This window comes from Nocardia sp. NPDC003963 (assembly GCF_053605105.1).
In genome coordinates this window covers 1,649,066-1,669,817 of sequence record NZ_JBSGIP010000001.1, presented here as the reverse complement: position 1 = coordinate 1,669,817, position 20,752 = coordinate 1,649,066, and the positions used below count along the sequence as shown (strand labels likewise).

Genomic DNA, 20,752 nt, shown 5'->3' with positions numbered 1-20,752 from the left:
GCCCCGTTACTAATCAGGTGGACGACCGCCGAAGGCGGTCGAACAGAATGACCACAATTGTTCGGTGACGGCCTCGATGTTTTCGCGTGGTGCGTACGCGAAATGGTGGTAAACCGACATCACCAGGTTCACCGCCAACCAGGCGTCGGCGGCCGGATCGTTCGGGTGCAGAAGGCCCGATTCGGCCGCTGCCCGCAGCTCCCGCTCGACCAATTCGGCGAATGGCCGGTTGACCTGGGCCATTTCCTCCGGAAATATCTGGTAGAGCCGCCAGTGCTCGGACGTGATGAATTGTCGCGCGCTGCCGCCCTCATCGGTGCGCAGTGATCGCAGTGCCGCGAGAATATAGAAACGTAAGCGCGCCACCGGATCCGGCAGTTCGCTCGCGGCCGCCGCCATCTCGGCCATCCGATCGGAGATCACATCCTCCAGGACGGCGAGGAGCAGATGGTCCTTGCTGGGGAAATGCCGGTAGAAGGTCTGCAGGGCGATTCCCGCTTCCTTCGACAATTCCTGGGTCGTGAAGGCGGATCCCTTGACCTCGATCAACCGCTGCGCGGCCGCGACGATCGTCTGCGCCTGCTCGATGGTGCGAGCTCGGGACCGGCGCACCGACTGCGATTGATCCGCGGCCCGGTCGGCCCACAGGGGCGGTGCGGTGGTCGGGGCGTCGGGGCGGGCGGGCCTCTTGGGTGTGGACACGCCTGAAGTCCTATCACGACGGGCTGAGCACGACGAGCGGGATAACGCGGCTGGTACGGGTCTGATAGACGTCGTAGTTGGGCCAGTATTCGGTTGCCAATGCCCACAGGCGGGGCCGTTCCGCCGCGGTGGCGGTGTGGGCCGTCACCCGGACCCGCTCCGCCTTGATCTGGATCTCCGCCTCCGGGTTCGCTCGCAGATTCAGATACCAGCCCGGGTGTTTCTCGGCACCGCCGGCCGAGGCCACGACCAGGTAGTCCGCACCGTCACGGCCGTAGATCAGTGCCGACGTGCGCGGGCGGCCGGTTCGGCGGCCGGTGGCTGTGAGCAGCAGGATCCGGGTGCCGTTCCACACGTATCCGACCTCACCGTCGGTCTCCTGGTATCGGGTGACGTGGGTGGCGCCGACCAGACTGAGGTCCGGCGGCCGGTAACCGGGTTCGTTCATGGACTCTCTCCTCTTCGCAGGGATCGGGCGGTTCAGCCGAAGACCACGGGTATCTCGGTGGGCCCGCGCTCGTACATGCCGATGAGGCGGGTGGGTTCGGCGTCCGGGTCGGCCCGCAGATTCGGCAGCCGGTCGAGCAGGGCGCCGATTCCGGTCGTCATCTCGGCCTTCGCGACATGCATACCGAGGCAGGCGTGGGCGCCGCCGCCGAAGGCGAAGGAGGGCCGCAACCGCCGGGTGATGTCGTATTCGTCCGGTTCGTCCCAGCGTGCCGGGTCCCGGTTCGCGGCCCCGATGCACAGGTGCAGGACCGATCCCGCGGGCAGCGGCACTCCCTGTAGTTCGGTGTCGCGGGTGACGTACCGGGAGAACATCGGATCGGTCGGTGTCCAGCGCAGCGCCTCGTCGATGGCCGGACGCAGTAGCGACCGGTCCGCCGTGACCGCCGCGAGCACGTCCGGCCGTTGCAGCAGCGCTGTCAGCGTGATCCCCATCTGTTTCCAGGTGGTGCCGGATCCGGCGGCCAGCAGCAGCACCACGAAGGAGTGGATCTCCGCATCGGTGAGCCGCTGTGTCGAGCCGTCCTCGCCTTTCAGCTCGGCCTCGACCAGCACGCTGACGAGGTCGTCCTGCGGCGCCTTCCGGCGCTGCGCGACGATCGGCCGGATCAGGTCGACCACGGCGTCCGGCCGGCCGAGCGCCGCCCGGAACTCCAGTGCCTGCTCGACCGGCACACCGAAGCTGCCGGTGATCGTCAGCACCGGGATAGCAGCGCAGAAATCGACATTCAGTTCGGCGCGGCCGTCGGCGGCGAACCCGTCGATCAGCTGGTGCACGGTCTGCTCGATCCAATTGCGAATCCACCACTGGGCTCTGGCGGGCACGAAGGACGGCTGGACGAGGGCCCGGTAGCGTCGGTGCTGCGCCCCGTTCATCGAGATCATGCTGTTGAGCGCGTCGAGTCTGCCCTCGTTCGGATCGACGGGTTCCGGCGCGGAGGCGAACAGGTCGGGGTTGCGGTAGGCCGTATCACAGGCGGCGAAGCCGAATGCCGAGAAGTGCGGGCGGTCGGGGTACGGCAGCCCGCTGAATGCCGCCGGGCCCGGATACCCGGTCAGTTCGTGCACGGTACCCGGGTGCACCTCGGCCTCGGCACGCAGTCGATGCCATGCGGGGTAGGGGTCGTCCCGATACCCGCCTCCCGTTTGGGCCAGGTAGGCACCGCGTAGATCGAACAACTCGCGTACGCGCTCGCGATCCAAAGCCGTTCCAGGACTCATTCGTTCACCTCGCCACATAGCCGCCGTCGACCGGAAACAGGACTCCGGTGATATTCGCGGCGCGATCGGATACCAGGAATACGGCTGCCTCCGCGCAGTCCTCCGCCGTGATCGGGCGGCCGAGGGGATGGTTGGCGGCAGTGCTCTCGGCCAACTTCGCGGTCATCTCCGCGCTGTTCTCGAGGCCACCGGCCGCCATGAAACCGGTGTAGGGCATCCCGGCCGGGCACAGGGCGTTGGCCCGGATCCCGAAGGGCGCGCCCTCGATCGCCACCGCTTTGGTGAGCTGGTGCACCGCACCCTTGGTCGCGGCGTAGACCGCCCCGCCCCAGGCCACCAGACCCGCGACCGATCCCGTGTTGAGAATGACGCCGCCACCGCCCTGCCGTTTGAATTGCAGTACGGCATAGGTACAGCCGAGGAACACGCCACCGATGTTCACCGATACGAGGCGTTGGAAATCCTGGAAGGTATGGTCCTCGAGCGCGGCACCCAGGCGCGGTGTCGGGATACCCACATTGTTGAAGACGATATCGACGCGACCGTACCGGTCGGCGGCGGTGGCGATCATCGCGGCGACATCCTGCTCGTGCGTCACATCGGTTTCGACCGCGACCGCCACCCCGCCGACGGCTTCGATCCGGCGGACTGTGTCCTTCGCCCTATCGAACTGGATATCGGCGCAGACGACCCGGGCGCCTTCCTCGGCGAAGCGCCGCGCCGCCGCGGCACCGACGCCGGATCCGGCGCCGGTGACCACAGCGGACTTTCCCTCGAGCAACACGTGGCTCACCCTTCTCGTTCGACGACGGCGATATCGGTGATCGCCAGGCTCAGTGCCCCGGCCGGGCAGTTGTCCACGGCTGTGCGAACCAGGTCCAGCGGATCGGCCGGCGGATCGCGCAGAACTGCCTGTCCGTCGCTGTCCTGGGTGAAACTGCCCGGTGCGTATGCCGTACAGACCCCGGCCCCGAGGCAGAGGGTGCGGTCGACCCGAACGCTCCAGCCCGGCATCTCAGCCCGCTGCCCGGGCCGGTGGTGCGGCGGGGGTGAACCGGTACAGCCGTTCGGCGTTACCGCGCAGGATCTTGTACTGCGTTTCGGCCGGCAGATGATCGATCTGCTTCTTGACGGCGTCGATGCAATTGGGCCAGGTCGAATCCGAATGCGGGTAGTCGGTTTCGCACATGATGTTGTTCTCGCCGATCTCGGCGATACTCGCGATCCCGTGCGTGTCCTCGATGAAACAGCCGAAGATGTGGTCGCGGAAGGTTCGGCGGATATCGAGGGTGTCGAGATCGACACCGCGGCTACCGGCATGGTCACCCCAGCTCATACCCCGCTTCACCCAGTGCCGCTGTTTGTCCAGGACCTGTTCGGCGCGCTCCAGAAAGTAGGGCATCCAGCCGATCTCGCCCTCGGACAGGGCGATCTTCAGATTGGGGAAGCGCTGGAACATACCGCTGAACAACCAGGACAGCATGGCGCCGGAGGTCCGGGTGGCGCCCCATGCCAAGTTGGCCAGGAACGGAGCGTCCTTCGAGATCTGCGGAACGGTCGAAGACGAACCGACGTGCATGGAGACGACCAATTCCATATCGTTCGCGGCTGCCATCACCGGGTCCCAATAGCCACCGGCATCGTGAATGGTCGGCAGACCGAGCGGCGCGGGATTCTCCGAGAAAGCGAAGGTGGTCGCCCCTCTGGCCGCGCAGCGTTCCAGCTCCCGCACCGCCAACTGCGGATCCCAGAGCGGAATGAGAACCAGCGGAATGTAACGACCCGGGGCCGCGCCGCACCAGTCCTCGATCACCCAGTCGTTGTAGGCCTTCAGGCAGACCAGGCCGAATTCGCGGTCGCCGGCCTCCATGAACAGCTGACCGCAGAACCGGGTGATCGTCGGGAAGGAGAGCGAGGCGAGAATGCCCGCGCGATCCATATCCTCGAGCCGCGCGACGGGGTCGTAACATCCGGGCCGCATCTCGCTGTACGACAGCGGTTTCGGACTGAACTCCTCTTTCTCCTTACCCGCCACCGCACTCAGTCCCGAACTGGGGAAGCGTTTGCCGTCGTAGACCCAGCAGTCCACACCGTTGTCGTCGAATTCCATATGCGGTGCGCGATCCCGGTCGGCGCGCGGTACGCGGTCCAGCCACAGGTCGGGTGGTTCGAGAATATGGTCGTCGACCGAGATCAACCAGTCGAGTTCGAATTCAGTGGACATGGTCACTCCTTCGGAATCGGGTCGCAGCTCAGCGGAGTTCGCCGATGACGAGATGCTTTACTTCCTGGAACGCCCGGATACCGTCCGGACCGCGTTCACGGCCGAGGCCGCTCTGCTTGTAACCCCCGCTCGGGGCATAGGCGCTGAACAGCGCGGTGTTGACATTGACGGCGCCGGTTCGCAACCGGCGCGCGACGGCCGTCGCGGCAGCGGGGTCCGTGCCGTACACCTGGCCGGACAGGCCGTACCGGCTGTCGTTGGCCATTCGGACGGCGTCGTCGATGTCCCGGTAGCCCAGCACCGACAGGATCGGGCCGAAGATCTCCTCCTGCGCGGCCGGGTTGCCGTTGTCGGGGACGTCGAGCACGGTCGGTTCGAAGTAGTAGCCGTGCGGGATCGCCGGCGGTCGCCCGCCGCCCTGGACGACCGTCGCGCCCTTGTCGACGGCCCTGCCGACGATATCCTCGCACCGTTGCCGCTGTGCGGCGCTGATCAGCGGCCCGATCGTGGTGGACGGGTCGGTCGGGGCGCCGACGACGAGACCCGCGTAGGCCCGCGAAACCGCCTCGAGTACTTCGTCTTTGTTTTCTCGTGGCACCAGCATGCGGGTCGCCGCGACACACGCCTGGCCCGCGGTGCCCCCGATCACGGCGGCGGCACCGGTGGCGACTCTGCCGATCGCGTCGCCGAGATAGATCTGGGCCGATTTGCCGCCGAGCTCGAGCGCGACCCGCTTCAGAGTGGGCGCCGCCTGCGCCATGATGCTCCGGCCGACGGTCGTCGACCCGGTGAACGACACCATATCCACCGCCGGATGAGTGGTGAGCAGTTCCGCACCGGCCGAACCGGATTCGACCACGACGCTCAGTACACCGCGGGGGAGTCCGGCCGCTTCGGCGGCGGCACCGAAGATCAGCGACGATATCGGCGTGAGCGGACTCGGTCGCAGCACCACCGAGTTACCCGCCATGAGCGCGGGGACGAGCTTCTGCAACGCCATGATGAGTGCGGCGTTGTACGGGGTGATCGCGGCGACGACACCGACGGGCTCGTGTCTGCGGACGCTGAGTGCCACCCGCCCGCGGATCAGTTCGTCGACGGGTACCGGACCGGACTCTTCATGCGCCATGGACAGATACAGGTCGATCATGCCGCGGGCCATGGCCAGGCCCGACAGGAACTGGGAGCGTTCGGCGAATGCGGTCGGCTGCCCGGCTTCGGCGACCATCGTCGCCACCAGTGGCTCCCGCGCTGTTTCGAGATGAGACAGCATCGCGCGCAACACAGCGGCTCGCTCCGCGGCCGGTATATCGGCCCATACACCACTGTCGAAGGCGCGCCGCGCCTCGCGTATCGCGCGGTCGATCTCGGGCAGCGGGGTGGCCGGGATATCGACCAGGTGGGATTCGTCGGCCGGGTTCTCCACCGCGATGTACTCCGCGCCCGATACCCAGTCGCCCGCGATATACGAGCGGTGGTCCGTGAGAAGTGTTGACATGAAATCGGTCTCCTGGCTGCCGGGGCGCGGCATAGATCGTCGGTGGTTATCCGGGCTCGGTGGTGTAGGCGACGGCACCGCCGTAGTGCGGAGAGGAATGGCAGGCGAGAGCGACCGATGCCCGCTCGCGCTGGCGTTCCCCGGCGCGGCCGGACAGCTGCAGGTAGCACTCGAGCATCTGGGGGATGCCGTGCATGCGGCCGTTGCCCAGCGCGCCGCCACCCGACAGCACGGGTAAGCGACCGGGTAGATCGCTGTCGATACCGCCGTCCCGGACGAAACGGTGCGCCTCTCCGCGTGGGCACAAACCCAGTGCTTCGAGCCAGAAGTACACGAAGGGGGAGAATCCGTCGTAGAGCTGAGGTAGGTCGATCTCGGCGGGGTGTAGACCGGTGGCCTCCCAGAGGCGCCGGGCGGTGACCTCGCCGCCCGCCATGATGTCGTCGAGCGGCCAATGCAGTGGTGCGCGGTGTCGCGGGGGCGGGCTCTGCGCGTAACCCGCCACGTATACCGGCCGGTGGGGGAGATCCCGGGCGCGTTCGGCGGAGGTGAGGACGAAAGCGGCGACACCGTCCACCGGCAGATCACAATCGAAGCGGCGGACCGGATCGCTGACCATCGGCGCCGCCAGGTACTCCTCGGTGGTGAGGGGTTTTCCGTACCAGTACGACCACGGGATACGTGCCCCGTTCTTCCGGGCCTCGACCACGACCTCGGCCATCGTGCCGGGATCGGCGCTGTACCGGTTCAGGTACTCCGTATAGGGAAAGGCGATCATGGGCAGTGGGCCACCGAAGCCCTGCGGAACGGTCCACTGGTGAGGCCCCTCGGCCGATATCGTCGGATTGTCGTGATAGCCGCCGGCCGGGTTGTGCAGGGCTCGGTGCAGGACGATGTAATCGGCCGCGCCGGAGACGATCGCATTCACCGCCAGCGCCACCGCGCCGGGAATCTGCCCGATACCGCTGAATCCGGCGACATACCGCGGCGAGCCACCCATTCCGGCTGCCAGCAGATCCGCCGATACCGTACTCACGCCGTCGATGACGCGGTGCCCACCGGCGGTCGGGAACAGCGCCGAGGTGACGAAACCATCGATCTGCTCCGGCCGCAGCCCGGCGTCGGTGACCGCCGCCCGTGCCACCTCGACGGCGAGCGCGCCGAGCGGACGATCGATATGACGGCGGATATCACTGTGGGCGTATCCGGCGACGGCCACCCGGCCGCCCCCGCGGAACCGGCCGGTCACGACGGCCTCCCGGATATCAGTGTGAAGCCCGGGACCGCTGTTCCCACCCCGATGTCCTCGAACGTCACCCGCACCGGAACCCCCTCGCGCAGTTGGGTGCCGGGCCCGTCCAGGAGCCGTCCGATCATCCGCAGTCCGGGCTGTACCGCCAGCTCGACGTCGACCAGCAGATAGGGCACCTCGTCGGCGAAACCGAGTAGCGAGGCCCGCCGGACAACGGTCCAGGATCGGACGATGCCGAGGCCGTCGACGGCTTCGAAGCGGAAGCCGGGATCCGTTGCGCCGCACTGCGAACACACTTGGCCCGGCGGTATCTCGAAGCTCTCGCAACGGCCGCAGCGGGCGAGGGCGAGGATATGCCGTGCCGCGGCCGCCCAGTACGGAGCCGAGCGGGCGTCGGGTGCGGGGAGCGGGCGGGTGCTGGTCACGGGACCACCCCGGCTTCCTTGAACTCGGCGATATCGGTCCAGGAGTAGCCCAATTCGAGGAGCAGTGTCTCGGTGTGCTCACCGTGCTCCGGCGCCCGCCGTAAGGCCGGCGGGCGCTCGTCGAATTGGACCGGCCCGGTCGGGAGCCGGTATTGCCGGCCCGTTTCCGTTTCGACGACACCGATATAGTCGTTGGCCAGCACCTGGGGGTCCTCGAGCAGTTCGCCGACCGATTGCACCGGAGCCCACGGCGCGTCCAGGCGGGAGAGCAGTTGTTTCCACTCGTCGAAGGTGCGGCGCGCGAATTCCGTGTCCAGTTCGGCCACGCACGCCGCGCGGTTCGCGGCACGGGATTCCATATCCGCGAAGCGTGGATCGGTGCGTAGATCCATGCGCTGCACCAGATCGCAGAACGGTACCCAGTACCGGTCTGCCTGGAGGAAGACCAGCTGGATATGGCGCCCGTCCTTGGTTCGGAAGGCGCCGACGAGTGGATTGGCCGAGGACCCGCGCCCGGAGACCGTACTGGGCTGGTTTCCCGCCAGCGCGGCGAGCACATCGGACGAGAGCATCCACATGGCGGTCGCGAGCAGTGAGACGTCGACCACCGACCCGCGGTCGGTCCGGTGCCGGCGCAGTAGTGCGGTGGCGATCCCGAAACCCAGTGCCATCGCGCCGTTCCGATCCCCCATCGCGCCGCGCTGGCTGATCGGGTATTCGCGGTCGAGCGGCGTCAGGATATGGGCGGGCCCGCCCTGTGCCCAGAATGCCGAGGAGTCGTATCCCGGCTTATCGGCCTCGGGCCCGCGGACTCCGTAGCCGTGACCGCGGGCGTAGACGAGGCGAGGAAACCGCCGGGTGAGTTCGTCGGCATCGAGTCCCAACCGGCGCAACGCCGCGGGACGGAAATTCGTGAGGAACACATCGGCGGTCGCGAGTAGTTCGTCGAGCAGTTCCCGCCCCCGCTCGGTGCCCAGATCGAGCGAGACCGACCGCTTTCCTCGATTGGCAAGGGCCACCGAGAGGTTCACGCCGCCGCTGTCGGATCCGATTCCCTGCGTGGCGAGATTGCGGTACGGGTCTCCGTCGGGACGCTCCACCCGGATGACATCCGCGCCCCAATCCGCAAGAAGGGCACCGGCTACGGGGACGAACACCCACTGCGCGAGTTCCACCACGCGCACACCGGAGAATGCCGCGCTGTCCATCGGATACCTCCGCGCACTAAAAGTAGAATTGGAATCTACCTAAGCGTAGAACCATATTCTTGTTGCGGGGTGGGATTCGGGCAGCGCAGGCAAGCGTTGCTTCAAGTGCCTGATGTTGCGATCTTTTTCCGGACTCTGCGCGGAGCGGGAAATGAATTTATGGTCCGATGACCGATAGGACATGCAGGCGCTTGTTCGGGGCCGCGGTCCCGGCCGACCGCTGTGTGCCGTGCGGTCGGCGGCGTCAGATGAGTGATCCGCCCGAGACTTCGATGCGTTCGGCGGTGACCCATCGCATATCGCCGGAGGCGAGGGCGGCGACGGCATCGCCGATCTCATCGGGTTCGCCGACGCGCCCGAGCGCTGTCTGCGCGGCGAGGGTGCTGCGGAGTTCGGGGTCGTCGCGCATGGCGCCGCCGTTGAAATCGGTGACGCTCGGGCCGGGGGCGACCGCGTTGATGCGGATGCCACGGGACCAGCCGGTAAACCGCCCGTTGGACGAGCAGGTCCTGTCCGCGGGTATCCACCGCCGCGCGCACGCGCGATGGCCGGCCATCGCGCGTGCGGAGCGGGCCGCCGAATCGGCTCGGTGCGATGCCGCTGCCCGCCACCTCGCTGCGTGCCGAGACCGGCCTGTCCACGGCGGCTGTCGTTCTCGCCGTCGCCGACCTGCCCTGTGCCACGGTGCGTCGATATCTCACCGCCGAGCGGCGATACCCGCAGAACTGGGTCTCCAGGTACCGGCCACGGTGCGCACGTTGCTGAACAGCGGGCCCGCCGCGACGGATCGCGCCGGGGTTCGATCGAGCTCGCGGACGACCGCGACCGAGGGCCGGCCGGAGCGGTGTGCCGAGCCGCTACGACAACACCTCGATCGATATCAGCGCCGCGCGAGGTCGGCGGAGTGCGGCGGCGCCGTCGGACGGCGCTTCTTCGGCCATGAAATTGCCCGAGGTGACGGTGCGGTGGTCCGATCGGGTGCGCGGGTCGACCACGGAGCGGTGGCCTCGTGGCCGAGCGTCGACGACCCACGATGTCCGTCGGGAACCCACAGAAGGCTGCGGAGGTCGATGGTGATTTCCTCATCTGTACACGGCGATCGGGGATCGGTCATGCCGACACGGTCGTCCGGAGCCGGTGGGTTGCCTGATGGTCGTGCGTGGGGACGATGCGGGCGGAGTGGCGGGCGAGATGGAGCCGGTGCAGGGTTTCGAAGGTGCGGTCGCGGTCTTCGTCCAGCAATGATCCCGGGTAGCTGGCCTTTTGGCGAATCTCGTCGACTTGCAGAGTGTGCCAGGCAGCGTCGCCCGCGAGCAGGATCCAGCCACGCTCGGTGTGGGCGAGCACCCCGATACTGCCGGGTGTATGCCCGGCCAGATCGACCAGGAGAAGTGTCGAGTCGCCGAACAGATCGTGACTGCGGGTGAAGGTGAGTACCGGCGGGCCCTCCAGTTCGTATTCGACGACGGGGCGATCGCGTAGCGCGTCACGGACCCCGCCGGTCGGGGCCACCGGTCCGCCCGAGACCCACTCCCGTTCCGGGCGGTGCAGATATACCGGGAGCCCCTGCAGATCCAGCAGTCCGCACACGTGGTCCCAGTGCGTGTGCGTGGGCAGTGCGAAGTCCAGTTCTGGAGGGCCGGGCAGTTCTCGCAGGGCCTCGACCGTGGCGATCGTGCCGGCCGGCGGACGGACCGCGATCCGCACTGCCGCGGGTAGCTGAGCGATCGCGCGCCGCTCGACATCGACACAGACGCTCGGATCGACGATGAACCGCGCCGCGGGATGCTCGACCACGAACGACGTGAGCGAATTGGAAATCCGCCAGGGCGTGAACCGCCCTTCCACCACCCCGAAGGTCGGCACCGACCGCGGTGCCTGACGCAACGCGGTCACCGTGACCACACCGCGCGGCGCAGGCAGTCCCGCATCGGTGATCGAACGGAGCAACCGCTGGTCGGGTCGACGTGGCCGGATCATCCCGGGCGCGATTCCCGCTGCGGCAATACAATATTCGACAAGACTCGGTGTGCGTGCCCGATCGGACATATCGCCACTTCCCCCGTTCCCCGGCTTACTGCAGGCGACTCGATCGGTCGCCGCTGAGGTGGGACCGTAACACCATGTGTCGACACGAGGAATCGGACCGAAGGACCAGCTGGTGTCCAACCCCGGTGGGAAGGAAGCTCCGTCCGTAGCCCGTATCCAGCGCACGATGCGCGCGGTACACTCCGTTTTCGTGGCGGCAGGAGCGATTTTCGTCCTCGCGACTCAATTGCGCAGCGATCGAATGGCTGTCCGTTCGAGGACTTACCGAACCGGGACCAGCCGGGAATCCAGACGAAAAGTAGAGTCACTCGGGGCGGCCGGAGCATCGACGGCGCAGCGGTGCCCGGTCCGGAATCCGCGGGCGTAGGTCAGCTGTCAGCGAAACGGGAGGGCTCGACCGACACCGAGCTGGCAGGGTGGGGGCCATGGAGAAGGACTTGCGAGAAGCCGAACGGCGACTTCAGGCCGCGCAGCTGGCCGGGGATGTCCAGGTGCTGGACGAGTTGCTCGACGATCGGTTGATCTTCACGCTCGGCGCCGACACGGTCACCAAGGCCGATGATCTCGAGCTGCACCGCACCAGAGCTCAGATCGTGAACAAGCTCGAGGAAGAACAGCTGACCGTACTGGTGGAAGGGACAACCGGGGTCACGTGGTTCCTCGGCCTCGTCGAGGGAAGTGTTCACGGGTCACCGTTCGTGGCCAGGATGCGTTATACCCGCACCTGGGCGCACGACGACTCCCGTGGCTGGCGGGTCGTCGCCGCTCATGCCTCGGCGGCCGAGTAGTCGAGCGTCGCTGTGGTGTTCCCCGCCTGATTCGACATTGTGTGCAGCTGGAACTCGTCCGGTTTCAACGCCCGCAGCGGGTGCTTCTTGCGCCGTCGTCGGCCGACCACGCCGAACTCGCAATGTGGTGGTCACCCGGTGATACCGGCCGATTGCGTACGTTCGCGATCGCGGTGGTGGCGGTGGCGGGTCAGCGCTACATCGTGCAGGCATTCCCGAAGGCTGCCTGGGTGGTCAATGCGCGTGCGGCCGATCAGGTCACGCTGACGCGCGGCCGTCGTTCGATACCCGCGCGGCTGGTGGAGCTGCCGGTCGAGGACCGCCGTCCGGTACTGCACCGGCTGGTCGAAGAGAGCCCCGCCAGCGTCGGCAAACGCTACGCCGACAATGGACTCTCCCCGAGCGCGGCGCCGCAGGATGTGGCCGCCAGCGCCGAGCGCATCGCTGTATTCCGGGTGGAGGCGGTATGAGGCCGAAGGCCGAAATCCGTTGGTAGGGGCGCGGGCGCCGGTCGCGTCGAGTGAAGCCGATCGGCACCCGGGTCGGCGAGTAGCGCCACGACTCGGAACCGGCAGCTCGATGTGCTCGCGGAGCGCCGAGCGGTTCCGGAACGTCGGTGGCCCCGGGTGGGGGACCGGGGCCACCGACGTTGTCGGGGTCGGATCAGCCGATGCTGAAGGGCCGGCCCCGGACGCGGAATTCGGAGATGCCCTGTTCGGTGGTCGATCGCCTTCGAACGACCTCGGCGCCTTCGAGGGTCGCGTACCGGGTCTCGAACGCACGCCAGGCGGAGTGTCACTCGTGCCGGCTGCCGAGTCCGAACCGATCACCGGCGGACGCCACCGACGCGGTCGCGCCGGTGGCGTGGTGATCGGTGGCCTCAGCGATCCTGTTCCCTGGATCGCGCGACCCGAGTTCCGGATGCCAGTGCGACGGTTCTGAGGAATACGGCCGGCTCGGCGCCGTTGTTGCGGTAGCTGTAGGGGCGATCACTGCGCAGTCGTCCCGATTCGCCGGCCGCCATCGTGACTTCGATACCGTCGGTGACGATGCTGAGCCGGCCGGCTGTCACATGGAAGAGTTCGAACGAGCCGCTGGGGTCGGGCAGGCCGCTGTAGGTGTCGCCGGGTGCCAGGGTCCATGACCAGAGGTCGGCGGTGCGCACCCCCGGTGTGGAGACCAGAAGGTAGGCCGAACTACCCGCCGGTGATGTCCAGACCAGCGAATACCGTTCTGCCGGTATACGTTCGATCGGGCTCTCCGCGGGTCCGGTATCACCGATGAGCTCGGTGGACTCGGTGCCGAGGCTGCGGGCGATCCGGGTGACCGCCACGAGGCTGGGATTCGCCTGTCCGTGCTCGATCTGCGTGAGCAGTCGCCGGCTGACGCCGGAAAGGTCGGCCAGATGCTGAACGGTCATCTCGCGGTCGATGCGGAGGGCTCGTATCCGTTCGCCCACCCTGAGCAGGAAGTCGCGGGCCAGGACACCTTCTTCGGTGGTGTCCCCGCCCGCGGCCTCGTCGCCTTGGCCGGTCACCGGACTCAGACGGCGAACAGCTGATCGATATTGCGGAATGCCTTGAACTCCAGTGCGTTACCGTACGGGTCGAGGAAGAACATCGTCCACTGCTCGCCCGGCTCGCCGGCGAACCGTACGTAGGGCTCGATCACGAACTCGGTATCGACGGCGCGGAGGCGGTCGGCGAGCTGTTGGAACTCGTCGACCGACAGGACCAGTCCGAAGTGGGGGACCGGGACCTCGTGTCCGTCGACAGGATTGGTCCCGCGGATGGCTGTATCCGGTTCGCCGCCGACCTCGTGGGTGACGACCTGATGGCCGCGAACGTTCCAGTCGGTCCATTTCTCCGCGGAGCGGCCCCGCGGGAAACCGAGAACGTTCCCGTAGAACTCGCGGGCGGCCTCGATATCGGCGACCGGGATCGCGAGGTGGAAAGGGGGAATGGTGGGGGCGGTTCCGCCGGCGATCGTAGTCATATTGAGCACTTTAATTCTCATTTAGTGCGCAGTCAAATGCGCATCAGTGGGTTCGTTACGGGTGATCCGCGCACGCCCGGTCAACGCGACCGGTGACAGCAGCAGTTCGATCGCCGCCGGGCTCAGCAGGCCGGCCTCCTCGGCCAGCTCGGCCACGGTGCGATCCGACGACAGAGCCCGGGCCGCCAGTTCCGTCGCGGCCTCGTAGCCGATATGTGGGTTCAGCGCGGTGATCAGCCCGGTGGATCGCTCGACGTTCGCCCGCATCCGTTCGGCGTCGGCGGTGATACCGGGTACACAGCGCCGCGCCAGGGTCCGGGCGGCATTCGACAGATGGGTGATCGATTCCAGGAGCTTGTGGGCGATCAACGGCTCGAAGGCATTGAGCTGGAGTTGCCCCGCCTCCGCCGACAGGGTGATCGCGATATCGTTCCCGATCACCTCGTAGGCCACCTGCGAGACGACTTCGGGAATCACCGGATTGACCTTGCCCGGCATGATCGAGGAACCGGCCTGGACGGCCGGCAGCCGGATCTCGCCCAAGCCCGCTCGCGGGCCGGAAGCCAAGAGCCGAAGGTCGTTGCATACTTTCGATAATTTCACCGCGGTCCGCTTCAGGGTTCCGGAGATCTGGACGAATGCGCCGACATCCTGGGTGGCCTCGAGCAGATCAGTGGCCGTCGTGAGCGGATATCCGGTGAGCGCGCTCAGCGCCGAGCACGCCAGTACGGCGTAATCGGGATGAGAATTGAGACCGGTGCCGATCGCGGTTCCGCCCAGGTTGATCTCGTCGATCAGGCCGGCGGCCTCGGTGAGCCGCTGGATATCCTCGCCGATCATCACGGCGTACGTCCCGAATTCCTGGCCGAGGGTCATCGGTACCGCGTCCTGCAACTGGGTTCGGCCCATCTTGAGGTGATCGGCGAACTCGACCGCTTTGGCGGCGAAGGCCGCGGCGAGGTGGGCCAGGGCGACGTGCAACTCACCCAGCGCCGTCCGGACCGCGATCCGGACGGCCGTGGGGTACACGTCGTTGGTGCTCTGGCCCAGGTTGACGTGCTCGATCGGATGAACGAACACGTACTCACCGCGACGATGACCCAGTAGTTCCAGGGCTCGGTTGGCTATGACCTCATTGGTGTTCATATTGGTCGAGGTCCCCGCGCCGCCCTGGACGACATCGACCACGAACTGCTCGTGCAACGCGCCGTCGGCGATCTCCCGGCATGCTGCGACGACGGCTTCGGCGATATCGGCCGGGAGCAACCCCAGCCGCCGGTTCGCTTCCGCGGCCGCCGATTTCGTGAGGGCCAACGCGCGGATCAGGGCCGGGTAGTGCGAGATCGGCGTACCGGTGATCGGAAAGTTCTCCCGGGCCCGCAGGGTATGGACACCCCAGTAGGCATCGGCGGGCACCTCCCGCTCGCCGATGAGGTCGTGTTCGGTCCTGGTCTCCGTCATGGGGCGACCACCGCGTCGAGAACGAGCATATGTCCCGGATAGTGCGTGGCCGCGTACTCGAGCCCGGCGGCGGCGAGCGCGAGCTGCGGCGTGACACCACAGTTCCAGAACACCGGTATCCGACCGGGTTCCATCCCGGGAAATACCCCGTAGTCGGGTGTGGTCAGGTCGGCGATACCGATATCCGCCGGATCCCCGATATGCACGGGCGCACCGTGCCCGGTGGGAAGTGCCGCCGTGACCTCGATCGCGATATCGACCGACTCGGCCCGGACCGGCCGCATACTCACGGCCACGGATCCGTCGAACCGAGTCGAGCCGTGCGTGCGGATACTGCTGACGTAGACCGGGGGCGCCGTCCCGGCGACCGGGATACCCGCCCGCCGCAACGGCCCGTCGAGCGTATGGCTGCAGCCCAGGGCGAAGGCGACCGAGTCCGCGCGCCACCACGGCGTCAGATCGTAGGGTTCGGCGACGATCCGATCGTGTTGCCAGACCCGGTAACGCGGCAGCATCGTGCGCACGTCGACCGTGCAGCCTCGATAGGTGAGGTGTGGGTCGCCGGTCGCGGTCGAGGCGAGGACCGGGCAGGTGGACGGATTCGCTCGGCAGTACTCGGCGAATTCCGTCGCCGCCGCGACCGGAACGACCACCAGATTCGCCTGCTGGTGCCCATCGAGTATGCCCGCGGTGGCGCCGGTCCAGGTGCCCACTGCGATCGATCGGCGCAATTCCGCGGGGGTCGCCGGCGCGGTGGGGGCGAGTTCACTCACTGCCGGGACTCCTTGCCGCATCGCGCACGGTCGTCAGCGCGATGAGCGCGAGCACCACAGCCAGGATGAGCAGGAATCCGGGTGCGAGGAGGCTGCCCGTCCGATCTATGAGATAGGTCGCCAGATAAGGGGTCAGTCCGCCGCCGACGATGGTGCCGATATTGAAGGCCAGCGATAGGCCGGTATACCGCACGCGGGTCGGGAACTGTTCCGCGTAGGTCGGGTAGGTGACCGATTGGACGATCGGCATCGGTAACGCCAACACCACCATGGCGCCGACCGCCACCGCGAAACTTCCCTGATCCATCGCGATCATCGCCGGTAAGACGAGTACGGCATAACCGAGGAAGCCACCGGTGATCACGCGCTTGCGGCCGACCCGGTCGGAGAGCGCGCCGAAGTACGGCATCAGCACGGCGACGAACAGGCTGATCGCCCCCATGATCCAGAACGTATTGGATTTGGAATAACCCAGATACGTCGTGAGGTAGATGTTCATGAAGATCAAACCGACCCAGTAGCCCGCATTGGAACCGATGGCGAGGAAGATGACCCGCAGAACCGCGCCGCCGTGTTCGGTGACGACCTCGCGCAGCGGTGCTTTGGCGGGGGCGTCGGTTTCGGTGGCGACAACGAATTCGTGCGAATCCTCGAGTTTGCTCCGCGCGATCAGGGTGATCGCGATGAGCGGCAGCGCGAGCAGGAACGGAATCCGCCAGCCGAAGTCCCGCAGCTGTTCCTCGCTGAGCAAGGTAGTGGTGAGCCCGGCCACCAGTGCCGCGGTGCCACCACCGATCGCCACGCCGACCGGTGTGAAGGCACCGAAGAACCCGCGTCGCCCGGCGGGCGCCGATTCCGAGAGATATGTCGCCGAACCGGTGACCTCGCCGCCCGCGAAGAACCCCTGGGCCAATCGCACGAGCAGCAATGCCAGTGGCGCGAGAACCCCGATGGTTTCCGCGGTCGGCAGCAGTCCGACGATCGCGGTCGCCGATCCCATACCGACGACCGTCGTGATCAGGACGGGTTTACGGCCGATCCGGTCACCCAACCGGCCGAGCACGAGCCCGCCGAGTGGGCGCATGAGAAACGCACTGCCGAATACAGCGAGCGTCGACAACAGTGAGGCCGTCGGATCGTCGCTGGGGAAGAACAGCGGCCCGATGATGACCGCCAGGTATCCGTATACGCCGAACTCGTAATATTCGACAGCGGTTCCGGCCGCGGCCGCGATCGCGGCCCGCCTGGGTCGCATACGATTGGGCTCCTGCTGGCCCGGAGGCGAGGAAGCAGTGGCTACAGTGGACATGGTAGCTCCAGAAGCAGTGGTTGAGGTCGAGACGCAACACCGTGGTCGACGGTCCGGTCAGGCTGTGATCGCCACGTTGCTGAATCGCTGGTGAACGGGGTGCCTGCCATCGGCGGGACGGCAATCCTGCCGATGGCATCTGCCGCGGTCGTTCCGCGGTGGCTTCGGGTGCCCTGCGTTGCCGGGCGAACGGTGCTGGTCTCCTTTTCCGGTCGGCACGGATCGGTGCGGTCGGGTCTATGCTCCGGTCATGGCGGAGAACGACACCCGAGCACCGGGTGGTGCCTGGGCCAGTCGATCGAGGTCGGACTCGGTGACCACACCGATGACCGGATAGCCGCCGGTCACGGGATGGTCGGTCAGGAAGACGATCGGTTGCCCCGCCGGTGGGACCTGGATCGCTCCCAGTGGCATCCCTTCGCTCGGTAGATCCACCGCCCCGATGGACAGCGGTGGCCCGCACAATCGCACGCCCACCCGGTTGCTGTCCGGGCTCACCGACCAGGTCGTCGACGTGAGTACGTGCATATCCGCGGTGCCGAACAGGGAATGCCGTGGACCCCAGCGGAATCCGAGGTCGATCACGCCGGTCGGAAGGGGGCTTCCGATCAGTTCGAGTCGAGCGTACGGCGGAGTCGATGCCACCGGCCCGATCTCGAGTTCGTCGCCGGTCCGTAACGGGGGCGGCCCGAGACCCGAGAGCGAATCGGTACTGCACGAGCCGAATACCCGCTGACCGGCGACGCCACCGGCGACGGCGAGATAGACGCGTACCCCCCACGGGGGTCGTGCGATGGACAGGCGCTCTCGCGGACGCAGGTAGAGCCGTTGGGGTTCGGCCACGATCCTTCCGTCGACCCGCACCTCGGCGGGTGCGCCGGTTACCGACACATACCGGGCGGTCGATGCTGTCACCGTGAGCCCGCCCATGACATTCTCGAGTACCGGCGCGCCCTCCGGATTCCCCACCAGCCGGTTCGCCAATGCGGCCGCGGCGCGATCGGCCGGGCCGCACGCACCGATCCCGAGGTGGGCGAAGCCGGTACGGCCGGCATCCTGGATGGTTGTCGACGGGCCCGGGTCGACGATGTGCAGCAGCGCGTTCGTGCCGGCGGAGCCCGGTGCGCATATCCGCGAATCGAGCAGTGCGGTCACGATGTCACCTCCTGGAAGATGATGCGATCACCGACTGCGAGGCGGCTCGGGTCGTCCCATTCGATATTCCACAGCACCTCGTCCGTATGGCCGATGATGTGCCAGCCACCGGGGGTGCCGCCCGGATATACGACGGTCTGCGTACCCGCGATGGCGACCGCCCCCGCGGCGACCCGCGGGCGCGGCGAGGCCCGTCGCGGCATCGACAACCGTTCCACCGCACCGTCGATGTAGGCGAACCCCGGCGCGAAACCGAAAAACCCGACGCGATGGATCGCGCTGGTGTGCGCGTGCACGATCTGCGCGCGATCGAGGCGCAGTATCTCGGATACGTAGTCGAGGTCCTCGCCGTCGTAGACGACCGGGACCACCAGGCTGGCGCCGGCGGTATCACCGGCCGGGGCGGTCCAGTCGAATTCGCGCAGGAAACTCTCGACCCCGGTGCGGATACGCGCCATATCGTCGATCGAGTGCGCGATCACCAGGACGGATGCCGCTGCCGGCACGAGGTCCTGAACCAGGGAGAACCATGGGCGGCGGCGGAACCCGAGTACCACCGGCGCGATATGGACCGGCGGGATGTCGACGAGCCAGCCGCGATCACCCGCCCGGTGGATCGATATCGGAAGCAGTGCGTTCGAGCTCATCGGCGGCGTCCGATCGGTGCGGTCGGCAGACCGTTCTCCACCAGGGCCGCTCGGGTGGCCCGCGCCATTTCCACCGCACCCGGAGTATCACTGTGCACGCAGAGCGCGATCGCCGAGTCCTGTGGTGGTGCCACCGTCACCCGATCGCCGTCGACCGAGGTCACCTCCCGCTGCGTCACCATCGAGACCGCGCGGTGTGCGGCCGCGGTGATATCGGTCAGCAGCGCCGCGGGGTGTTTCCGGGATACCAGGCGCCCCTGTGCGGTATAGCCGCGGTCCACGAACACCTCCGGGATCGGGGTGATACCGAGATCGAGCGCCCGGTCCCAGACCTCGGTGCCGTACTGGCACAGGAGGTGCAGCGTGGGATCGACGAGTGTCACCGCCTCCACGATGGCCGACGCGTGCTCAGCGTGTTCCGCGGCGACGTTGTAGAGCGCGCCGTGGGCCTTGACATAGGTCACGTCGGTTCCCGCGATCCGGGCGAATGCCTGTAGCGCGCCGATCTGATAGGCGATCTCGTTGACCAGTGTCGACTTTTCCACGTCGATGAAACGGCGGCCGAAACCGGCGAGGTCCCGGTAGGACACCTGGGCGCCGATCGACACACCGCGCTCGGCGGCGAGGGATGTGGTACGGCGCAGAATATCCGGGTCGCCGGCGTGGAATCCACACGCGATATTGGCCGCCGAGACATGGTCCATCAGTTCCGACTCGTCGAGAATCCCCCATACACCGAACCCTTCGCCGATATCGGTGTCGAGGTGTACTGTCGGGGCGCTCATACGTTGTTTCCCCAGTACACGCGCATCTCGTCGGCGGAGTTCTCCCACGCCCGGTGCAGGCCGGTCTGCCCGCCGTCGATATGAGCCAGAATCTGCGCGGCCAGCCCGTCGGCATCGCCGTCGGCGAGCGCCCGGACCATCGCTTTGTGCTCGCCCTGGACACGGTCGTAGGCACAGGTGCCGTGGACGTAGAAGCGGGAGTAGGGCTCCAGCCGGTGATACATCTGCGCGATGAACTCGTAGCGCAGCGGAAGGCCCGACAACCGATACATATCCAGATGGAACGCCAGATTCGTCCGGGACCAGCCGGCCGCACCTATCTCGGAGACACGGTCCATCTCGGTCGCCATCGCCTCGAAACGTGCGATATCGCGGCGCGACACCCGTTCGGTGACATGCTCGGCGAAGCTCGGTTCGATGAGACGCCGTAGATCGTAGATCTCATCGATCTCATGGATATCCAAGGCCGTCACGTATGTGCCGCGTCCCGGCTCCGAGCGGAGCAGCCCTTCGCCGACCAGCGTACGGATCGCTTCCCGGAGCGGGATACGCGAGACGCCGAAACGATCGGCCAGTTCCTCCTGGACCAAACGATGTCCGGGTGGATATACGCCTTCGACGATCGCGGTGCGCAGCTGGCCGGCGAGGTCGTCTTGCGGGCCGAGCTGGTGTGACGCAGGTGACATATACTCTGTATACACTGGATGCAGACATTGGGGAAGTCGTGGCGCGGGATCTGCGCCATCATTTACG

24 protein-coding genes are annotated in these 20,752 nt (G+C 67.0%); 3 read left to right on the top strand and 21 right to left on the bottom strand.

The window, feature by feature from the left end:
- Nucleotides 1-9: 9 nt before the first annotated feature.
- The 11 genes from ACWEWT_RS07845 to ACWEWT_RS07795 all read right to left on the bottom strand — a co-directional run bounded on the left by ACWEWT_RS07845 (nucleotide 10) and on the right by ACWEWT_RS07795 (nucleotide 9,593).
- Nucleotides 10-702, bottom strand: a complete 693-nt coding sequence (locus tag ACWEWT_RS07845; protein ID WP_452557309.1) for a TetR/AcrR family transcriptional regulator — start codon at nucleotides 700-702, stop codon at nucleotides 10-12.
- A gap of 13 nt (nucleotides 703-715) precedes the next feature.
- Nucleotides 716-1,150, bottom strand: coding sequence for a nitroreductase family deazaflavin-dependent oxidoreductase (locus ACWEWT_RS07840; protein ID WP_452557307.1), 435 nt, complete (start codon nucleotides 1,148-1,150; stop codon nucleotides 716-718).
- Nucleotides 1,151-1,182: 32 nt separating this feature from the next.
- Nucleotides 1,183-2,430, bottom strand: a complete 1,248-nt coding sequence (locus tag ACWEWT_RS07835; RefSeq protein WP_452557305.1) for a cytochrome P450 — start codon at nucleotides 2,428-2,430, stop codon at nucleotides 1,183-1,185.
- A gap of 4 nt (nucleotides 2,431-2,434) precedes the next feature.
- Nucleotides 2,435-3,214 carry an SDR family NAD(P)-dependent oxidoreductase gene (locus ACWEWT_RS07830; protein ID WP_452557707.1) on the bottom strand — a complete coding sequence of 260 codons (780 nt, stop codon included), beginning with the start codon at nucleotides 3,212-3,214 and terminating at the stop codon, nucleotides 2,435-2,437.
- A 5-nt stretch (nucleotides 3,215-3,219) separates the two neighbouring features.
- A complete protein-coding gene (locus ACWEWT_RS07825; RefSeq protein ID WP_452557303.1) occupies nucleotides 3,220-3,444 on the bottom strand; it encodes a ferredoxin in 225 nt (74 codons plus the stop codon).
- Nucleotide 3,445: 1 nt separating this feature from the next.
- Nucleotides 3,446-4,654 (bottom strand): amidohydrolase family protein, encoded by a 1,209-nt coding sequence (locus tag ACWEWT_RS07820; RefSeq protein WP_452557301.1) that lies wholly within the window; start codon nucleotides 4,652-4,654, stop codon nucleotides 3,446-3,448.
- 28 nt (nucleotides 4,655-4,682) lie between these two features.
- Nucleotides 4,683-6,152, bottom strand: coding sequence for an aldehyde dehydrogenase family protein (locus ACWEWT_RS07815; protein WP_452557299.1), 1,470 nt, complete (start codon nucleotides 6,150-6,152; stop codon nucleotides 4,683-4,685).
- Nucleotides 6,153-6,198: 46 nt separating this feature from the next.
- Entirely contained in the window at nucleotides 6,199-7,401 is a 1,203-nt protein-coding gene (locus ACWEWT_RS07810; protein ID WP_452557297.1) for a thiolase family protein, read from the bottom strand.
- On the bottom strand, nucleotides 7,398-7,829 hold the full coding sequence (locus ACWEWT_RS07805) for a Zn-ribbon domain-containing OB-fold protein (RefSeq protein ID WP_452557295.1): 432 nt from the start codon (nucleotides 7,827-7,829) through the stop codon (nucleotides 7,398-7,400). The genes ACWEWT_RS07810 and ACWEWT_RS07805 overlap by 4 nt, the downstream gene beginning before the upstream one ends.
- Nucleotides 7,826-9,037, bottom strand: coding sequence for a CaiB/BaiF CoA transferase family protein (locus ACWEWT_RS07800; RefSeq protein ID WP_452557293.1), 1,212 nt, complete (start codon nucleotides 9,035-9,037; stop codon nucleotides 7,826-7,828). The genes ACWEWT_RS07805 and ACWEWT_RS07800 overlap by 4 nt, the downstream gene beginning before the upstream one ends.
- Before the next feature lie 244 nt (nucleotides 9,038-9,281).
- Nucleotides 9,282-9,593, bottom strand: a complete 312-nt coding sequence (locus ACWEWT_RS07795) for an SDR family oxidoreductase (protein ID WP_452557291.1) — start codon at nucleotides 9,591-9,593, stop codon at nucleotides 9,282-9,284.
- 38 nt (nucleotides 9,594-9,631) lie between these two features.
- Here ACWEWT_RS07795 and ACWEWT_RS07790 point away from each other — a divergent pair, with 38 nt between their 5' ends.
- Nucleotides 9,632-9,802: a hypothetical protein gene (locus tag ACWEWT_RS07790; RefSeq protein WP_452557289.1), complete on the top strand. Its 171-nt coding sequence runs from the start codon at nucleotides 9,632-9,634 to the stop codon at nucleotides 9,800-9,802.
- 345 nt (nucleotides 9,803-10,147) lie between these two features.
- Here ACWEWT_RS07790 and ACWEWT_RS07785 read toward each other — a convergent pair whose 3' ends face one another.
- Nucleotides 10,148-11,017 (bottom strand): MBL fold metallo-hydrolase, encoded by an 870-nt coding sequence (locus tag ACWEWT_RS07785; RefSeq protein WP_452557287.1) that lies wholly within the window; start codon nucleotides 11,015-11,017, stop codon nucleotides 10,148-10,150.
- Between the two features lie 494 nt (nucleotides 11,018-11,511).
- Here ACWEWT_RS07785 and ACWEWT_RS07780 point away from each other — a divergent pair, with 494 nt between their 5' ends.
- Both ACWEWT_RS07780 and ACWEWT_RS07775 read left to right on the top strand, forming a co-directional pair.
- Entirely contained in the window at nucleotides 11,512-11,874 is a 363-nt protein-coding gene (locus ACWEWT_RS07780; RefSeq protein ID WP_452557285.1) for a nuclear transport factor 2 family protein, read from the top strand.
- 41 nt (nucleotides 11,875-11,915) lie between these two features.
- On the top strand, nucleotides 11,916-12,344 hold the full coding sequence (locus ACWEWT_RS07775) for a nitroreductase family deazaflavin-dependent oxidoreductase (protein ID WP_452557283.1): 429 nt from the start codon (nucleotides 11,916-11,918) through the stop codon (nucleotides 12,342-12,344).
- Between the two features lie 410 nt (nucleotides 12,345-12,754).
- Here ACWEWT_RS07775 and ACWEWT_RS07770 read toward each other — a convergent pair whose 3' ends face one another.
- The 9 genes from ACWEWT_RS07770 to ACWEWT_RS07730 form a co-directional block, all read right to left on the bottom strand.
- Entirely contained in the window at nucleotides 12,755-13,411 is a 657-nt protein-coding gene (locus tag ACWEWT_RS07770) for a helix-turn-helix domain-containing protein (RefSeq protein WP_452557281.1), read from the bottom strand.
- A gap of 5 nt (nucleotides 13,412-13,416) precedes the next feature.
- Nucleotides 13,417-13,869: a VOC family protein gene (locus ACWEWT_RS07765; protein WP_452557279.1), complete on the bottom strand. Its 453-nt coding sequence runs from the start codon at nucleotides 13,867-13,869 to the stop codon at nucleotides 13,417-13,419.
- Nucleotides 13,870-13,890: 21 nt separating this feature from the next.
- Nucleotides 13,891-15,330, bottom strand: a complete 1,440-nt coding sequence (locus ACWEWT_RS07760; protein WP_452557277.1) for an aspartate ammonia-lyase — start codon at nucleotides 15,328-15,330, stop codon at nucleotides 13,891-13,893.
- Nucleotides 15,327-16,103 carry a D-glutamate cyclase family protein gene (locus tag ACWEWT_RS07755; RefSeq protein WP_452557275.1) on the bottom strand — a complete coding sequence of 259 codons (777 nt, stop codon included), beginning with the start codon at nucleotides 16,101-16,103 and terminating at the stop codon, nucleotides 15,327-15,329. Before ACWEWT_RS07755 ends, ACWEWT_RS07760 begins: the two co-directional genes overlap by 4 nt.
- Nucleotides 16,096-17,358 carry an MFS transporter gene (locus ACWEWT_RS07750; protein WP_452557273.1) on the bottom strand — a complete coding sequence of 421 codons (1,263 nt, stop codon included), beginning with the start codon at nucleotides 17,356-17,358 and terminating at the stop codon, nucleotides 16,096-16,098. Before ACWEWT_RS07750 ends, ACWEWT_RS07755 begins: the two co-directional genes overlap by 8 nt.
- 291 nt (nucleotides 17,359-17,649) lie before the next feature.
- Nucleotides 17,650-18,567 carry a 5-oxoprolinase subunit C family protein gene (locus ACWEWT_RS07745; protein WP_452557271.1) on the bottom strand — a complete coding sequence of 306 codons (918 nt, stop codon included), beginning with the start codon at nucleotides 18,565-18,567 and terminating at the stop codon, nucleotides 17,650-17,652.
- Entirely contained in the window at nucleotides 18,564-19,214 is a 651-nt protein-coding gene (locus tag ACWEWT_RS07740; protein ID WP_452557269.1) for a 5-oxoprolinase subunit B family protein, read from the bottom strand. The genes ACWEWT_RS07745 and ACWEWT_RS07740 overlap by 4 nt, the downstream gene beginning before the upstream one ends.
- Nucleotides 19,211-19,999: a LamB/YcsF family protein gene (locus ACWEWT_RS07735; RefSeq protein ID WP_452557267.1), complete on the bottom strand. Its 789-nt coding sequence runs from the start codon at nucleotides 19,997-19,999 to the stop codon at nucleotides 19,211-19,213. The genes ACWEWT_RS07740 and ACWEWT_RS07735 overlap by 4 nt, the downstream gene beginning before the upstream one ends.
- Nucleotides 19,996-20,685, bottom strand: coding sequence for a GntR family transcriptional regulator (locus ACWEWT_RS07730; protein ID WP_452557265.1), 690 nt, complete (start codon nucleotides 20,683-20,685; stop codon nucleotides 19,996-19,998). Before ACWEWT_RS07730 ends, ACWEWT_RS07735 begins: the two co-directional genes overlap by 4 nt.
- Nucleotides 20,686-20,752 lie beyond the last annotated feature (67 nt).

Bases quoted from the DNA above. Each gene is read 5' to 3' on its own strand.
- ACWEWT_RS07735 (WP_452557267.1), bottom strand. From the start codon at position 19,999: ATGAGCGCCCCGACAGTACACCTCGACACCGATATCGGCGAAGGGTTC.
- ACWEWT_RS07760 (WP_452557277.1), bottom strand. From the start codon at position 15,330: ATGACGGAGACCAGGACCGAACACGACCTCATCGGCGAGCGGGAGGTG.
- ACWEWT_RS07815 (WP_452557299.1), bottom strand. From the start codon at position 6,152: ATGTCAACACTTCTCACGGACCACCGCTCGTATATCGCGGGCGACTGG.
- ACWEWT_RS07780 (WP_452557285.1), top strand. From the start codon at position 11,512: ATGGAGAAGGACTTGCGAGAAGCCGAACGGCGACTTCAGGCCGCGCAG.
- ACWEWT_RS07840 (WP_452557307.1), bottom strand. From the start codon at position 1,150: ATGAACGAACCCGGTTACCGGCCGCCGGACCTCAGTCTGGTCGGCGCC.
- ACWEWT_RS07790 (WP_452557289.1), top strand. From the start codon at position 9,632: ATGCCGCTGCCCGCCACCTCGCTGCGTGCCGAGACCGGCCTGTCCACG.
- ACWEWT_RS07785 (WP_452557287.1), bottom strand. From the start codon at position 11,017: ATGATCCGGCCACGTCGACCCGACCAGCGGTTGCTCCGTTCGATCACC.
- ACWEWT_RS07730 (WP_452557265.1), bottom strand. From the start codon at position 20,685: ATGTCACCTGCGTCACACCAGCTCGGCCCGCAAGACGACCTCGCCGGC.
- ACWEWT_RS07740 (WP_452557269.1), bottom strand. From the start codon at position 19,214: ATGAGCTCGAACGCACTGCTTCCGATATCGATCCACCGGGCGGGTGAT.
- ACWEWT_RS07765 (WP_452557279.1), bottom strand. From the start codon at position 13,869: ATGACTACGATCGCCGGCGGAACCGCCCCCACCATTCCCCCTTTCCAC.
- ACWEWT_RS07820 (WP_452557301.1), bottom strand. From the start codon at position 4,654: ATGTCCACTGAATTCGAACTCGACTGGTTGATCTCGGTCGACGACCAT.
- ACWEWT_RS07795 (WP_452557291.1), bottom strand. From the start codon at position 9,593: ATGGCCGGCCATCGCGCGTGCGCGCGGCGGTGGATACCCGCGGACAGG.
- ACWEWT_RS07825 (WP_452557303.1), bottom strand. From the start codon at position 3,444: ATGCCGGGCTGGAGCGTTCGGGTCGACCGCACCCTCTGCCTCGGGGCC.
- ACWEWT_RS07800 (WP_452557293.1), bottom strand. From the start codon at position 9,037: ATGGACAGCGCGGCATTCTCCGGTGTGCGCGTGGTGGAACTCGCGCAG.
- ACWEWT_RS07835 (WP_452557305.1), bottom strand. From the start codon at position 2,430: ATGAGTCCTGGAACGGCTTTGGATCGCGAGCGCGTACGCGAGTTGTTC.
- ACWEWT_RS07750 (WP_452557273.1), bottom strand. From the start codon at position 17,358: ATGCGACCCAGGCGGGCCGCGATCGCGGCCGCGGCCGGAACCGCTGTC.